Raw genomic sequence first — 14,355 nt, 5'->3', positions numbered from 1 at the left:
GCGCGGTGATCCAGTCCAGGCCAGCGGATTTGATGTCCGCGCTGATGCGCGCCTCGGTGAGTGCGGCTGACGCCTCCCGGCACATCAGTCCGCTCCGCGGCCTGATCATGCCGCGGTCGCCGACGAGCACCGCATGCGTCAGGCCGAAGCGCTGCTTGAGCTTGTCGATCTGCGGCCCGAGCGTCATCGGATCAGCGGTGTTGCCCGCGAACACCTCGATGGCGACGGGCGACGCTGCCCAAGGTTCCGCCTGCGTAGCAGGTGGAATGGCAGAGGAGGGCAGCCGTCGGGGGCACACAGCAGGCCGTAGACGATCTGCAAACTGCCCTTCTTGCCATCACGGCTGTAGCCACGCCTGGCCAGCGGACAGCAGCGTCCCTCCATGTAGCTCGACGAGACATCGTAGAGCACCAGAGTCCCGTTCTGGAGATGGCGTTTGGCCAGTGCGGTTTCGATGGCAGGCTGGCGCTCCAGCAGCCAGTCGAGCGCGGCGTAGAGTTCATCGTCGGCAACCGGGCCGAGACCGAGGGCTTCGCCGAGGCTGGAGGAGGCGGTGTCGGGTGAGAGCGTCCTGGCGGCGCCGAGCTTGGAGACGGGATCGAGGATGCGCCCGATCAGCAGGGCGAGGACCAGATCGCGGCAGCGGTCGCCGTCCGGGCCGAGCAGGCGGTCGAGGCCGATCCTGCGGGCGAGGCTGGCCAAGGTTCCGGCGGCGAAGCCGCTGGAATAGCCAGACGAGGGGGTGCCGAGCGCGGCGGCGACGTGGCCGTGGGGCAGGCTGCGGGTGACGGTGAAGGCGTCCTGGTCGGCTGGGATGACGGTGCCGCCCTTGAGCACGCCGCGCAGGCCTTCGATGTGCGCGGGCGACCAGTCGGAGAGGTTGCACAGGGTGCGTTTGCCGACCTTGCCCTCGTGGCGGTAGCTCTCGCGCAACAGGATGGCGGGGGGCGAGTTCCGGTTCGGGACGGCTTCGATATACATGGCCGAAGCAGAATCGATTTAGCCGTCAGGTACAAGTCACAAATGCGTTATTACATGGCTACATTTTTAGACGGTCCGGGGCAGTTTTTCCAGGATTGCCGCCAATTTATAGTAACGGCAAGTCGGAAGCTCGGGCTAACGCGGAGGCCCTGCGTCGTTACGTCGTCGATGCTCATCGGTGATCAAAGGCTGAATGTTTCGCTCACGGCCGCGCCCGTAGGGCGTCACGGATCATGGCACGCCCTCGCTCCCGCGCCGCGCGGTTCGGGCCGGTCATCGGGGCGATCGGCGGCCTCAGGCCGAGTTCACCAAGGGCGGCAAGAACCTGGATGTAGTCGCTGAAGCCGCGCTCCTGCAGCGCGTGCCAGGTGATCTCACCGGCTGCGTACTGGCGAATCAGCGTCTCCTTGTCGGTCATCGCCTGCATCCCTTGCGTTGTCCCGCCTATCATAGGCGGATCGGCAGCGAACCGCAGTTACGGCAAATCGCACGTAGGTTGGGACGCGCAGTCGCTGCCTCGTCGTCATGGCGGCTACCCGGGCACAGGCTCCGGGCCGCCATCCACGCCTTTGCCGGTATCAGCACCGTCAGGCGTGGATGGCCGGCCTGCGCCGGCCATGACGATGAGGGCACCCCGTCCCAACTGACCTGCGGCCTGCCGTAGTTTGCCGCAGGATGCATCAGGCCACCCGTCCGGGCGGGCAAGACCGTCCGGCGTTCGCTCAGTGATTGCTGTTGCCGATCCGGTCCATCACTGCCAGCAGCACCCCCGACACCACGAACGTCAGGTGGATCCCCACCAGCCAGGCGGCGTCCGTCTTGTTGGTGTGCTCGATATCCATGAACGCTTCCAGCAACTGGATTGCCGAGATCGCCACGATCGAGGCGATCAGCTTCATCTTCAGGTCGCCAAAGCTGGTCTTGCCCATCCAGGACGGGCGCTCCCCCGGCTTGTCGGTCTGGATCGGCGAGATAAAGTTCTCATACCCAGCCAGGATCACCATCAGCAGCAGATTGCCGGTCAGCGCGATGTCCACCAGCTTCAGGCTGGCGACAATGGTCGATTCGAAATCCAGCTCCACGAAATGCGGAAACAACTCGACCAACTTCTGCACGAACTTGAACGCCAGCAGCCCGAGCGCGATGACCAGGCCCAGGTAGAACGGCAGCAGCAGCCAGCGGCTGGCGAACAGCATGCGCTCGAGGCCACGTTCGATCATCCGCCGGCAGGTCCTTCCTGGTGCGTGCCCTGGTTCATGCACGTCCGCATCGTTTCCGGACCTATGCCCTGCCGGCGCGGGCCGATCAACCCGGCATCGACAGGCGGCGGCTGCCCTCGGCGGTCAGATAGGCGATCCGCCCGCCGGCGATCGTCGCCACCACGCGCGGCGTTGCCGGATCGACCAGCACCATGTCGGCGCGCTTGCCGGGCGCGATCATGCCGCGATCGGCCAGCCCGGCCGCCTGCGCCGGATTTTCCGCGATCAGCGCCCAGGCGCGCGGCAGGTCCAGCACGCCGCGCCCGGCCAGGATGAAGGCGGCGCGCAGCATCGCGGGATAGAAATAGTCCGACGTCAGCACGCGGCACAGCCCGGCCTCGGCCATCCGTGCCGCGGATGCCCAGCCCAGGTGCGACCGGCCTCGCACCACGTTCGGGCAGCCCATGGCGACGAGGTCCCCGGCGGCGGCGGCCGCGACGGCGACGTCCTCGGCCATCGGGAACTCGCAGATCCGGGCGCCGCGGGCACGGAAGCCGTCACGGGCGGCGATGCTGTCGTCGTCGTGGCTCGCCATCGGCAGGCCGGCGGCGCGGGCGGCGGCGCCGATGCGGTCCAGCGCGGCGGGGACATCGCCGGCACGCGAGGCGACCGTGTGCGCGATGTCGCGGAATTCCTCGATCGGCATCCCGGCGCGGCTGCTGTACTTGACGCCCTCCACCGGGTCCCGCAGCTTCCGCATGATCGCCGGGGTGTGGTCGTTGAATGCCACCAGATGCACCTGCCCCGCCGCGATGGCGGCGATCGCGGTGTCCAGCGCGTCCAGGTTGAATGCCTCCCACCGCAGGTGCACGCGCATGTCGCAGGTCCAGGCCCTTGCCGCCAGGGCGTCCAGCAGGGCGTGCCAGGCGGACAGGCTGCGCAGCCCCGGCTCCCACGACAGGGTCACGCCGTGGAAGGCGGTGGTGATGCCGTTCGCCAGCAGTTGCGCCTCGGTATCCAGCAGCGCCAGATCGGCCGGGAAATCGACGCCCGGCCGCGGCTGGATCTGCCGCTCGAACGCGTCGCCGTGCAGATCGACCATCCCCGGCAGCACCAGCAGTCCGGAGGCGTCCAGCGTGACGCCGGGCCCATCGGCGCCGGCCGGCTCGATCAGGCCGTCGCGGACGGCAACGGTCGCCGTGCGCAGCCCCTCGGACGCCAGCAGCACCGTCCCGCCGGTGATCGACATGGTCTGCATGCGCAAGGGTCCCTCATGGCTCGAAAACGATCTGCACCCGAGGCGTCGGATAGCAGCCGATGGCGAACTCGATGACCGTGCCGTCGCGATCGACGTTGATGTTCTCGGTGACCAGCACCGGCCGGGTGCGCGGCATGCGCAACAGCTCGGCCTCGGTCGGCGTCGGCATACGGGCGGTGACGCGGGTCTGCAGCCGCATGTAGTCGTCCACGCCGACGACGCGCAGGGCGTCGGTGATGCGCGGCGTCGCCTGCAGCGCCGCCAGCAGGCCCTTCAGCCGGGTTGCCGGGAAATGGTGCCGGGTCAGGCTGACCGGACGATCGTCCGCCAGCCCGAGGCGCTCCAGCAGCACCACCCGGCTGCCGCTGCGCACCCCCAGCGCGTCGGCCACCCGCCGATCGGCTGGGATCTCCCGCAACTGGCGGACGATGCCGGAGGGTTCCTTGTTGTGCTTGCGGATCCACTCCGCGAACCGGGTGCGCGGCTCGACCGTGTAGTCCAGCACGTCCTCGGCGACGAACGAGCCCCGGCCCTGCTCCACCCGCACCAGGCCGCTGCGCGAGAGTTCCTCCAGCGCCCGCCGCACGGTATGGCGGTTGACGCCGAACTGCGCCGACAGCTCAGCCTCGGTCGGCAGCCGCCCGCCCGGCTTCAGCGCCCCGGAGGCGATGTCGCCTTGCAGCCGGGAAGCGATCTGCCGCCACAGCGTGACGCCGTCCCGCCGGTTGACCGGACAGGTTGATGGGTCGTCGATCTCCGCAGGCAGGTTCATCAATTTTTCATCCGGGCTGATCCGTGGCGGTGGTTGACTGGTAGCGGTCTGGTGTCTAGTTGTCTAGATGTCTCGATCAAGCCGGGTGCGCATGAACGATCACAGTGCCGTCGAGCATCCCTGTCCCGAGCGGCCCCGCTGGATGGCGGTCCTCGCCCGCGCCCCGGCCGGGCGGCTGGAAGCGTTGCTGGACGCGGTGGGCGAGCGGCCGGCCTATACCCTGCTGCGCGCGCCGGAAAGCGGCCTGGTGATGGTCCGCGGCCGCATCGGCGGTGGCGGCGCGGCGTTCAACCTGGGCGAGATGACCGTCACCCGCTGCGCCGTCTGTATCGACTCCGGGCCGATCGGCCATGCTTACGTCACCGGCCGCGCGTCGCGCCGGGCGGAACTGGCGGCGCTGGTGGATGCGCTGATGCAGGATCCGGCGCGGACGGAGGCGCTGGAAGCCCGGGTGATTGCCCCTCTGGAACAGGAACAGGCGGACCGGCAGGCGCAACGAGCCGGCAAGGCCGCGGCGACCCGCGTGCAGTTCTTCGCCATGCAGACGATGCGGACATGAGCGGCGCGTTGTTGCCTGGCTTCACCGATGCAGTCGGCGACGCGCAGGCCTGTTTCCGTCTCGTGCTGGACGCGATGGCGCATCCGGGACGGGTGCACGCGGTGCGGCCGGTGCCGGCGCCGGCGCCGCTGGGCGATGCGGCGGCGGCTGTGGTGCTGACGCTGGTGGACCAGGAGACGCCGCTGTGGCTCGATGCGGACGCCGCGGCCGCGCGGGCGTGGATTGCGTTCCACACCGGCGCGCCGGTGGTCGAGGCGCCGGGGCGGGCGACGTTCGCGGTGGCCGTGTCGTTTCCTGAAGCGGCCTTTGCGGGAGCGTTCTCTGCTGCGGCGCCGCACTCTCTCGTCATGCCGGCCGCAGGGCTGCCATCCACGTCTTGCGTGGGTGAAACAAGGAAAGGCGTGGATGGTGGGCCTTCGCCCACCATGACGATTGGGGCTGCACCGTCGGCACAGCCCGTCACCCTGCCTCGGCCATCGACATTCCCCCTCGGCACCGACGAAGCCCCGGAAGCCTCCGCCACCCTCGTCCTCCAGGTCGCCTCCCTCACAGCCGGCCGTCGCTATCGCCTCGAAGGCCCAGGCCTGCGCCGGCCTGCGATCCTGGCAGCCGATGGGTTGCCGCCGGACTTCGCCGCCATCTGGCAGCGCAACCACGCGCGGTTTCCGTGCGGGATCGACCTGATCCTGTGCGCCGGCAACCAGCTCGCGGCCCTGCCGCGCAGCGTGTCCGTGCAGGAGGCCTGAGCATGGCGTATGTGGCCGTCAAGGGCGGCGAGACGGCGATCGACGCCGCCCACGCCTGGCTGGCGGAGGAACGCCGCGGCGATACCGCAACGAAACCGCTGTCCGTGGCGCAGGTCCAGGAACAGCTCGGCCGCGCCGTCGACCGCGTGATGGCCGAGGGCTCGCTGTACGACCGGCAGCTCGCCGCGCTGGCGATCAAGCAGGCGCAGGGCGACCTGATCGAGGCGGTGTTCCTGCTGCGCGCTTATCGCACCACCCTGCCCCGCTTCGCCCATTCGAAGCCGGTCGAAACCGACGCCATGCGGATCGAGCGGCGGATCTCGGCGATCTTCAAGGACCTGCCCGGCGGCCAGGTGCTGGGGCCGACCAGCGACTACACGCACCGGCTGCTGGATTTTTCGTTACTTGATGAAGACGGTGCAGTCGCCTGTCCGCCGCCGGTTGCGGGTGAAACCGAACCGATGCCGCGCGTTTCGGACATCCTGCGGTACGAGGGCCTGCTGGAAGCCGATACCGCCGGCCCGGGCGACCCCGGCGACCTGACGCGCGAGCCGCTGGCCTTCCCCGCCGGACGGGACGTCCGGCTGCAGGCGCTGGCGCGTGGCGATGAAGGGTTCGTGCTCGGCCTGGGCTACTCGACGCAACGCGGCTACGGCGGCACGCATCCCTTCGCCGGCGAGATCCGCATGGGGGAGGTTTCCGTTGAAATCGAGCCGGCCGAGCTTGGCTTCGTCATCGACATCGGCGACCTTGTGCTGACCGAGTGTCAGATGGTGACGCAGTTCAAGGGCACGAAAACGGTGCCGCCGCAGTTCACCCGCGGCTACGGCCTGGTGTTCGGTTTCCATGAGCGCAAGGCCATGGCCATGGCCCTGGTCGATCGCGCCATGCGCGCGGCGGAACTGGGCGAGGACGCCACCGCGCCTGCGCAGGACATTGAATTCGTGCTGTATCACTGCGACAACATCGAGGCGACCGGCTTCGTCGAGCACCTGAAGCTGCCGCACTACGTCGATTTCCAGAGCGAGCTGCAGAATGTTCGGCGGATGCGGGCAGCAGCGGAGGCGGCGGAATGAAAGGATACAACTTCGCCTACCTGGATGAGCAGACGAAGCGGATGATCCGCCGCGCGCTGCTGAAGGCCGTGGCGATCCCCGGCCACCAGGTGCCGTTTGGCTCGCGCGAGATGCCGCTGCCCTATGGCTGGGGCACCGGCGGCATCCAGGTGACCGCCTCGATCCTGGGGCCGCGGGACGTGCTGAAGGTGATCGACCAGGGTGCGGATGACACAACGAACGCCGTCTCGATCCGCCGTTTCTTCGCCAAAACAGCCGGCGTCCGCACCACCACCGCGACCGCCGAGGCGACGGTGATCCAGACCCGGCACCGCATCCCGGAGAAGGCGCTGCGCGACGACCAGATCATCGTCTATCAGGTGCCGCAGCCGGAGCCGCTGTGGCGGCTGGAGCCGAGCCGGGTCGAGACGCGGCGGATGCACGGCCTGGCCGACTACGGGCTGATGCATGTGAAATTGTATGAGGATATCGCCCGCTTCGGCCAGGTCTCCATCAGCTACGACTACCCGGTGATGGTGAACGGCCGCTACCTGATGTCGCCGAGCCCGATCCCGGCGTTCGACAATCCGAAGATGGACATGATGCCGGCGCTGCAACTGTTCGGCGCCGGGCGGGAGAAGCGCATCTACGCGATCCCGCCGTGGACGCGGGTGAAGTCGCTGGATTTCGACGACCATCCGTTCCGGGCGATCAACGCGCCGCATGCCTGCGGGCTGTGCGGGGCAACGGATGCCTATCTCGACGAGGTGGTAATGGACGATCATGGCGGGCGGCTGTTCGTCTGTTCGGACACCGACCATTGCGCGGAGCGGCGCGCGGCGGGCCATCCCGGGATGGGAGGGACGAAGGAGGCGGCGGAATGAGGGCGGCTGCCGGGTCCGGTGGCCGGGTGTCGCCGCGCCGGGCGGCGGTGTTGGCGGAACGGGGCGCGCGGTTCGTTTGGCAGTGGAAATTTTAACACAGAGACAGAATCACCGAGGGCCACAGAGCAGGAAAGGGCCTGATGCAGAATAACCACTCCACGTGTCGCGTGGACGCTTCAACCGCCATGATGGACGCAGGCCGGCCGTCCACGCCTTTGCTGCGATCAGCAACGCAAGGCGTGGATGGCGGCCCTTCGGCCATCATGACGCGGAGGGGCGGGCGCGCCGGCCCCGATGGATCGGTTATTTCGGCTCGTGCCCAAAGCATTGAGCTTCGCGCGCAACGCCCCCGCTGCCGCATGCCGCTTGGTTTCGCCGATGGAAATGCGGTTTCGCAGAGATCGATCGTCTCTCTATCGTTATGGATGGGCGTGACCCGGCCATCCGCGCTTCGGCGGCGGGGGGTGGACGGCCGGGACACGCCCGGCCATGACGGGGGGGCAACGAGCCGTATCCAACCCCGCACCATGCCATGCCAAACGTTAGTGCCGCGATCAGCGTTCGCATCAACACAAAGACACAAAGCCACTAATTTGACTGTGTCAAAAACTGAGAGATAGTCAATGTTATCAATGGGTTATGGGAGCTCTAGTTTGCGAGAAAACGTCGTAATTTCAATGTGTTAGGCGGAAACTGACACAGTCGAACTAAGTTCTACACAGATATCCAGACACCGCAGTACCGGCGCAGCCCGAAAAAGAACTCCGTGGCCCTCCGTCGTCCTCGTTCGGTCTCCGTGTTAAAAAATCAGCAGCCGACACCGCACGATCCAAGCCAGCGGCCCCCGCCTCACGACCCACAGGCAACACCCCCACCGGCGCCCCCAACGGCAACCACCGGCTCTCCCCGCCAATGACCGACCCCACCCTCCTCACCGCCCGCGGACTCTCGCTCTCCTTCGGCGCCATCCCGGCCCTGCGCGACGTTGACGTTGATCTCTGGCCTGGGGAGATGCTGGCGGTCGTGGGCGAATCCGGCTCCGGCAAGACCACCCTGCTCAACGTCCTCTCCGGCCGCCTTGCCCCCGACTCCGGCATCGTCCGCTATCGCGACCCGCAGGACCGCCTGCACGACGTTCATGCCATGCCGGCCCCGGCGCTGCGCACCCTTCACCGCTCCGACTGGGGCTTCGTCCACCAGGACCCGCGGCAGAACCTGCGCATGGCGGTCAGCGCCGGCGGCAATGTCGGCGAGCGGTTGATGGCGCAGGGCGCGCGGCACTACGGCGACATCCGCGCCACCGCGCTCGACTGGCTCTCCCAGGTGGAGATCGACGCCGATCGGACTGACGACCTGCCGAGGACGTTTTCCGGCGGCATGTTGCAGCGGCTGCAGATCGCCCGCACCCTGGTCACCCACCCGCGGCTGGTGTTCATGGACGAGCCGACGGGCGGCCTCGACGTCTCGGTGCAGGCGCGGCTGCTCGACCTGATCCGCTCCCTGGTCGCGCGGCTGCGCATCGCCGCGGTGCTGGTGACGCACGACATCGCCGTCGCCCGGCTGCTGGCGCAGCGCATCGCGGTGATGCAGCGCGGGCGCATCGTCGAAACTGGGCTGACCGACCAGGTGCTGGACGACCCGCGGCACCCCTATACGCAGCTCCTCGTCAGCTCGGTGCTGACCGTATGACTGTCATGCTGCGCACCCAGGGGCTCGCCAAGAGCTTCACCCTGCACCTGCAAGGCGGGCTGCGCATGGCGGTGCTGTCCGGGATCGACCTCGCGGTGCGCGCCGGCGAGTGCGTCGTGTTCGCCGGCCCCTCCGGTGTCGGCAAGACCACGCTGCTGCGCAGCCTGTACGGCAACTACCGCGCCGACGCCGGCGCCATCCTGGTGCGGCATCGCGGCGCCCTGGTCGACATCGCCGCCGCCGCGCCTCGCACCATCCTGGACGTGCGGCACGAGACGCTGGGCTATGTCAGCCAGTTCCTGCGCGTCGTGCCGCGGGTGGCGGCGCTCGACGTCGTCGCCGAGCCGCTGCTGGGACGCGGCGTCGCGCCGGCCGTTGCGCACGCCCGCGCCCGGGACCTGCTGCTTGCCCTCGCCATTCCCCCACGCCTGCATGCGATCCCGCCCGCCACCTTCTCCGGCGGCGAGCAGCAGCGCGTCAACCTGGCCCGCGGTTTCATCGCCGCCCACCCCATCCTGCTGCTGGACGAGCCGACGGCATCCCTGGATGCGGACAACCGGGCGGTTGTGATACGGATGGTCCGGGAGGCGCTGGCGCGCGGCACCGCGATCGTGGCAATCTGCCATGATCCCGAGGTCCGCGACGCCATCGCCAATCGGCTGTTCGTGATGACCCCGTGCCAGGACGCTGCATGATACCGGAGACAATCTTCACCAACGCAACCCTGGCACTGCCTGACGAGCCCCTGATCGGCACCATCGTGGTACGAGGCCGGACCATCGCCGACGTGCAGCCCGGACGCTCCCACCTGGCGGCGGCGCTGGACCTCGACGGCGACCATCTGATCCCCGGCGTGGTCGATATCCACACCGACAACCTGGAGCGGCAGGTGCAGCCGCGCAGCTTGGCGCGCTGGCCCTCCCGCTCGGCCATGGTGGCGCATGACGCGCAATGCGCCGCTGCCGGCATCACCACCGTGCTGGATGCGCTGTGCCTGGGGGACCTCGGCTTCGACGCCGAGCGTATCCAGACCTTCCGCGACGGCGTGGTGGACCTGGACGCGCTGACCGCGGCCGGCCTGCTGAAGGCGGACCACTTCCTGCATTTGCGCTGCGAGGTGCCGGCGACCGACATGCTGGAGCTGTTCGACCCGGTGGCGGACCACGCGCTGATCCGCATGGTCAGCCTGATGGACCACAGCCCCGGCGTCGGGCAGTACGCCGATCTGGATTTCTACCGCAGGCTGCGGCGACAGGGGGGCATGGACGAGGACACGGTGGAGCGCCGCATCCAGGAGATCCAGGCGCACCGCGCCCGCTGGCGCGACCCCAACCGCAAGGCGCTGCTGGAGCGGGTGCGCGGCCGCTCGATCGCGCTCGCCAGCCACGACGACCGCACGGAAGAGGAAATCGCCGAGAACGCCGCCGACGGCATCGGCATCAGCGAGTTCCCGGTGACGATGGAGGCGGCGCTGGCGGCACGGCGGGCCGGGATGCGGGTGATCGCCGGGGCGCCCAACATCGTCCGCGGCGGCTCGCACTCGGGCAACGTCGCGGCGATGGAGCTGGTGCGGGCGGGGGCGGTGGACGCGTTCGCCTCGGACTACGTGCCGACCAGCCTGGTGGAGGCCGCCTTCCAGTGCGTGCGTGAGGCCGGGCTGAGCCTGCCGGCCGCCATTGCCATGATCGCCGATCACCCGGCCCGGATGGCGGGGCTGCCGGACCGGGGGCGGCTGGAAACGGGACTGCGCGCCGACACGGTGCGGGTGCGGCTGCACGGGACGCTGCCCATCGTCCGCCAGGTGTGGCGGGCCGGGGAGCGGGTGATCTGATGGGGCGGGTGGCGATCTACTACGCGCCGCTGCCGGATGATCCGCTGACGCCGCTGGCGACGGCGTGGCTCGGCCGCGATCCGGTCACCGGCGCGCCGGCCGCGCAGCCGCCGGTTGCCGGGATCGCCGAGGTCACGGCGGACCCGCGCCGCTATGGCTTCCATGCCACGCTGAAGCCGCCGATGCGGCTGGCCGAGGGGCGAAGCTGGCGGGAACTGATGACCGCAGTCCGCGCCGTTGCCGCCCGGATACCGCCGTTCGACCTGCCCCGGCTGTCGGTGCAGGACCTGTGGGGCTTCCTGGCGCTGCGCGAGACGACGCCGTGCCCGCCGTTGCAGGCGCTGGCGGATGCCTGCGTCGCGGAGCTGGATGATTTCCGCGCCCCTCCGTCGGACGCCGAGCTGGCGCGCCGGCACGCCGCGGGGCTGTCGGCCGGGCAGGCGGCGATGCTGCGACGCTGGGGCTATCCGTATGTTTTCGGCAGCTGGTTCTTCCACATGACGCTGACCCGGCGGTTGTCCGAGGCGGAGAAGGCGGTGTTCATGCCGGCGGCGGAGGCCTGGTTCGCCCCGGCGCTGGCGGTTCCGCGGCGGGTGGTCGATCTGGCGATCTTCACCCAGGCCGGGGGGGATGCGGCGTTCAACATTGCGGAGCGGGTCAGGCTGCGCGGATAGGTGGCGGCGGCGATCGCTGCTGTCCTGTTATGCCGGGCGCAGGCTCGGGATCCACGCCTTGCGGTGTTTATACCATACAACGGTGCAGACGGCGGCCCGGAGTATGTGCCCGGGCCTGTCCTGGGTAGCCGCCATGACAACAAGCTAACGAGTGCGCGTCTCAACTCGTTTGCGGTTCACTGCAGCGCTCATGCGGGCAAGCTGGGACGTGACGCCGGAGCACCGGCACGCAGGGATCATACCAATGACCCTGTCCGACGACCGTTCCCGGCCCAAGCCGGTCGTTTGGCAGAACCGGATGTTCAGCGTCGCTAAATGCGACGCCTTCCCGAAACAGCCATCCGAGGCTTCACGATCGAAGGTCTTTGTAATCGAAACAAGCGTCAGCACCTTCGGGTAATGGTCTGACGCCTCTCACCCCGGTTTTGGCTGGACTAAATGGCTGTTCCCGCTATGATTGCCATAGTGATGGATTCTCTACCTATGCGCTCACCTGCCTCGGAAAGTCGAAAGCCACAACATGAGTGATAGGCCGGAACACAACAAACTCGATAGCGATTGCGTGCTGCCACCGGATCATCCGCTGCCTGCCGATCAATTGGGCCGCTACAGCCCGGAGCGCGATTTCTACGCGGAGAAGGAGATCGCCGAGTATGTCGAAGGCCAAGCGCGCGGCGAGGAGACGGTTCAAAACGTCGAGCGCGTGAAGACCGAATACATCATGGGCGCGCCCTACGAAATTTGGGACGTCTGTACCGACAAAGACCGCTGGTGGGTCATCACGAATCCAACCAATCTCTATTCCCAGCGGCACTTTCCAAGTCTCGACTATACGCTGTCGTTTCACGTCGGACTGATGATGCGCGTAATGAGTCGATCTGCCAAGGAGCGGGAAGACGAAGCGTCTCCGTTTGACGAGGTAATCCGCCGTCAAATGCAGGCGGCCGATCGGCTCGAAAAGGCAATCGAGGCCGTCGACTTCCAAGCTGTTGGGATGCAACTCCGAGAAAGTCTGATTTCGATCGTTGGCGCGGCGCGGAGGAGAATTGAGCTCAATGAGAATGATGAGCGCCCAAGGGATGCCGACGTCGTTGGATGGAACAGGGTGCTCATCGGCAAGCTTTGCCCTGGCGAAAAGAATGATGAAATCCGCAACTACATGAGGGCTCTTGTCGAAAAAGCTTGGCCGCTGGTGAACTGGCTCACCCATCACCGCAACGCAAACAATACCGCCGCGACGATCGCGCTCGACGGTGTGGACGCAATTGCGAAGCATTACGTCCGGCTTTTGAGTCGCGAGCGCGCAGATCGGGCGGACCAGTGCCCACGATGCGCGTCGCGCGATATGCGGACGTTCTTTGACATTGCGATTGCTCCGGATGGTGCATATTTCGACGCCTGCCGCGCATGCGGCTGGGATAGCCATCCAGGCTATCCTGACGATGACGAAGAAGCTGTTGGTGAAGGCCGGGTCACCGAAACACCTCACGATTGATATCTATCGCATCCCTGTCCCAAACACCTGGGATAGATAATCTCTACTTTCGACCGGATCACACTCTACATCGGATGAAGCCAAAACCCGGCGGCGTTCCCGAACATGGGGTGGGGGTCGGCTGTCTCAACCAACCTGCAAAACGCTCCAAGTAGGTGGCCAAAAGTTTTGCGACATTTGCTCAATCTGGGACTCCCGCAAAAGCCCAGGTAATAAGGCATCGCGTGCAATCGCTGCCTCAGGGATTTGCCGCAGGAGTTCCGGCTACCTACTTAGCAGTATCGGAACCCCCTCAGCCCACCATTGCGCCTTGCTTGAATCATGTTTGCGTCCCGACAAATGACAAAGTGCATCCAACCAGTGACATTCCGCTTGCAGATTTATTAGTCACCTGCGAGATACGAAAGCCGCTGTGTTGGTTGGGAGACGTAAATGCTTGGCCTAAATACACAAAGTCCAGAATTTGCCAAATTCCAGAAATGCTATCCGAAACCGCCTGAATTTACGGCCGCAGATCCGCCAGAGGGAAAGTCGCCTGCTAAATGGTATAAACGCGGACCAAATCAAAGACCTGAAATCGGTGTCCAACTGCTTGAGTCAGTAAATCGTGCAAAGCTAATTGAAATGCAACCTGACAGGAGCGTATCGACACATGCAAACTGCATTTCAATCTTAGCTTGGGGCGGAATGCGCGACTCCAATCGTGATCATTTATTTGGCAAGCGGGATGAGGGATGGCTGGATGTGGCCGAGAGCGTGCGTGCTGGCAAACTAACACGCGCCAAAGCCTTTGATGAATTCTCTATTTTGAGACGGAATGGGGGCGCAATGTTGGGTATGGGGCCTGCCTATTTCACCAAGTTGATCTATTTTTTCTGTAGTTTCCAGGGAACGGCCTTCGCTTTTCGTATCGATACGCTGACGCGGCTCACCCGAATGTCTGGCGCAATTCCAGAAAGTATGGGTTGTCGCTGAGGCACTGGAGCGCTTCGTCGAGCGGCATAACGTCGGCGCCGAAGTCGCCGAGCGCCCCCCAGCCGCCGCGGTGCGAGGGGTAGAGCAGCACGACCTCGTCGCCATTGCCGGTCAGCCGCAGCCGCGCCAACGGCTCGCCGGAGCGGCGGGCGAACAGGCTGTAGCCGTTGGCGCGGAAGCGCACCAGCACGCGCCCGCCGCGGGCGAACGGGCAGCCGCGGATGCGTTTGAGAATCG

The 14,355-nt window shown here is 66.8% G+C and carries 15 protein-coding genes and 1 pseudogene; 10 read left to right on the top strand and 6 right to left on the bottom strand.

Annotated elements, in window-relative coordinates:
- The 5 genes and pseudogenes from CCS01_RS17055 to phnF all read right to left on the bottom strand — a co-directional run.
- Positions 1–981: pseudogene (locus CCS01_RS17055) on the bottom strand (hypothetical protein); the annotation flags it as partial.
- Between the two features lie 202 nt (positions 982–1,183).
- A complete protein-coding gene (locus CCS01_RS17050) occupies positions 1,184–1,399 on the bottom strand; it encodes a hypothetical protein (RefSeq protein ID WP_146101813.1) in 216 nt (71 codons plus the stop codon).
- Positions 1,400–1,703: 304 nt separating this feature from the next.
- Complete coding sequence (locus tag CCS01_RS17045; RefSeq protein WP_104519980.1) at positions 1,704–2,201, bottom strand: TIGR00645 family protein; 498 nt, start codon at positions 2,199–2,201, stop codon at positions 1,704–1,706.
- An 85-nt stretch (positions 2,202–2,286) separates the two neighbouring features.
- Positions 2,287–3,438 carry an alpha-D-ribose 1-methylphosphonate 5-triphosphate diphosphatase gene (locus CCS01_RS17040; RefSeq protein ID WP_104519979.1) on the bottom strand — a complete coding sequence of 384 codons (1,152 nt, stop codon included), beginning with the start codon at positions 3,436–3,438 and terminating at the stop codon, positions 2,287–2,289.
- A gap of 13 nt (positions 3,439–3,451) precedes the next feature.
- Positions 3,452–4,210: a phosphonate metabolism transcriptional regulator PhnF gene (gene phnF, locus CCS01_RS17035; RefSeq protein WP_104519978.1), complete on the bottom strand. Its 759-nt coding sequence runs from the start codon at positions 4,208–4,210 to the stop codon at positions 3,452–3,454.
- Between the two features lie 91 nt (positions 4,211–4,301).
- Here phnF and phnG point away from each other — a divergent pair, with 91 nt between their 5' ends.
- From phnG to CCS01_RS32920, 10 genes are all read left to right on the top strand, one after another.
- Positions 4,302–4,769 carry a phosphonate C-P lyase system protein PhnG gene (gene phnG / locus CCS01_RS17030; RefSeq protein WP_239992207.1) on the top strand — a complete coding sequence of 156 codons (468 nt, stop codon included), beginning with the start codon at positions 4,302–4,304 and terminating at the stop codon, positions 4,767–4,769.
- Positions 4,766–5,515, top strand: a complete 750-nt coding sequence (gene phnH / locus CCS01_RS17025; protein WP_104519977.1) for a phosphonate C-P lyase system protein PhnH — start codon at positions 4,766–4,768, stop codon at positions 5,513–5,515. Before phnG ends, phnH begins: the two co-directional genes overlap by 4 nt.
- Before the next feature lie 2 nt (positions 5,516–5,517).
- Entirely contained in the window at positions 5,518–6,591 is a 1,074-nt protein-coding gene (locus CCS01_RS17020; protein ID WP_104519976.1) for a carbon-phosphorus lyase complex subunit PhnI, read from the top strand.
- The gene (locus CCS01_RS17015; RefSeq protein WP_104519975.1) at positions 6,588–7,454 is read left to right on the top strand and encodes an alpha-D-ribose 1-methylphosphonate 5-phosphate C-P-lyase PhnJ; all 867 of its coding nucleotides are present in this window, start codon (positions 6,588–6,590) and stop codon (positions 7,452–7,454) included. The genes CCS01_RS17020 and CCS01_RS17015 overlap by 4 nt, the downstream gene beginning before the upstream one ends.
- Positions 7,455–8,366: 912 nt before the next feature.
- Positions 8,367–9,143: a phosphonate C-P lyase system protein PhnK gene (gene phnK / locus CCS01_RS17010; protein WP_104519974.1), complete on the top strand. Its 777-nt coding sequence runs from the start codon at positions 8,367–8,369 to the stop codon at positions 9,141–9,143.
- Complete coding sequence (gene phnL / locus CCS01_RS17005; protein ID WP_104519973.1) at positions 9,140–9,838, top strand: phosphonate C-P lyase system protein PhnL; 699 nt, start codon at positions 9,140–9,142, stop codon at positions 9,836–9,838. The genes phnK and phnL overlap by 4 nt, the downstream gene beginning before the upstream one ends.
- Positions 9,835–10,974, top strand: a complete 1,140-nt coding sequence (locus CCS01_RS17000; RefSeq protein ID WP_104519972.1) for an alpha-D-ribose 1-methylphosphonate 5-triphosphate diphosphatase — start codon at positions 9,835–9,837, stop codon at positions 10,972–10,974. The genes phnL and CCS01_RS17000 overlap by 4 nt, the downstream gene beginning before the upstream one ends.
- On the top strand, positions 10,974–11,648 hold the full coding sequence (locus tag CCS01_RS16995; protein WP_104519971.1) for a DUF1045 domain-containing protein: 675 nt from the start codon (positions 10,974–10,976) through the stop codon (positions 11,646–11,648). The genes CCS01_RS17000 and CCS01_RS16995 overlap by 1 nt, the downstream gene beginning before the upstream one ends.
- Positions 11,649–12,168: 520 nt before the next feature.
- Positions 12,169–13,143 (top strand): gamma-glutamylcyclotransferase, encoded by a 975-nt coding sequence (locus tag CCS01_RS16990; protein WP_104519970.1) that lies wholly within the window; start codon positions 12,169–12,171, stop codon positions 13,141–13,143.
- 432 nt (positions 13,144–13,575) lie between these two features.
- Entirely contained in the window at positions 13,576–14,118 is a 543-nt protein-coding gene (locus tag CCS01_RS32920; protein ID WP_146101812.1) for an 8-oxoguanine DNA glycosylase OGG fold protein, read from the top strand.
- On the opposite strand, the gene CCS01_RS16985 is transcribed toward CCS01_RS32920, so the two are convergent.
- Positions 14,072–14,355: hypothetical protein (locus tag CCS01_RS16985; protein WP_104519969.1), on the bottom strand; the 284-nt coding region annotated here is incomplete at its 5' end. The genes CCS01_RS32920 and CCS01_RS16985 overlap by 47 nt on opposite strands.

The sequence above is a fragment of the Rhodopila globiformis genome, assembly GCF_002937115.1.
Taxonomy (GTDB): domain Bacteria; phylum Pseudomonadota; class Alphaproteobacteria; order Acetobacterales; family Acetobacteraceae; genus Rhodopila; species Rhodopila globiformis.
The sequence above is the reverse complement of the archived record's forward strand: the minus strand, read 5'-3'. Positions and strand labels throughout refer to the sequence as shown.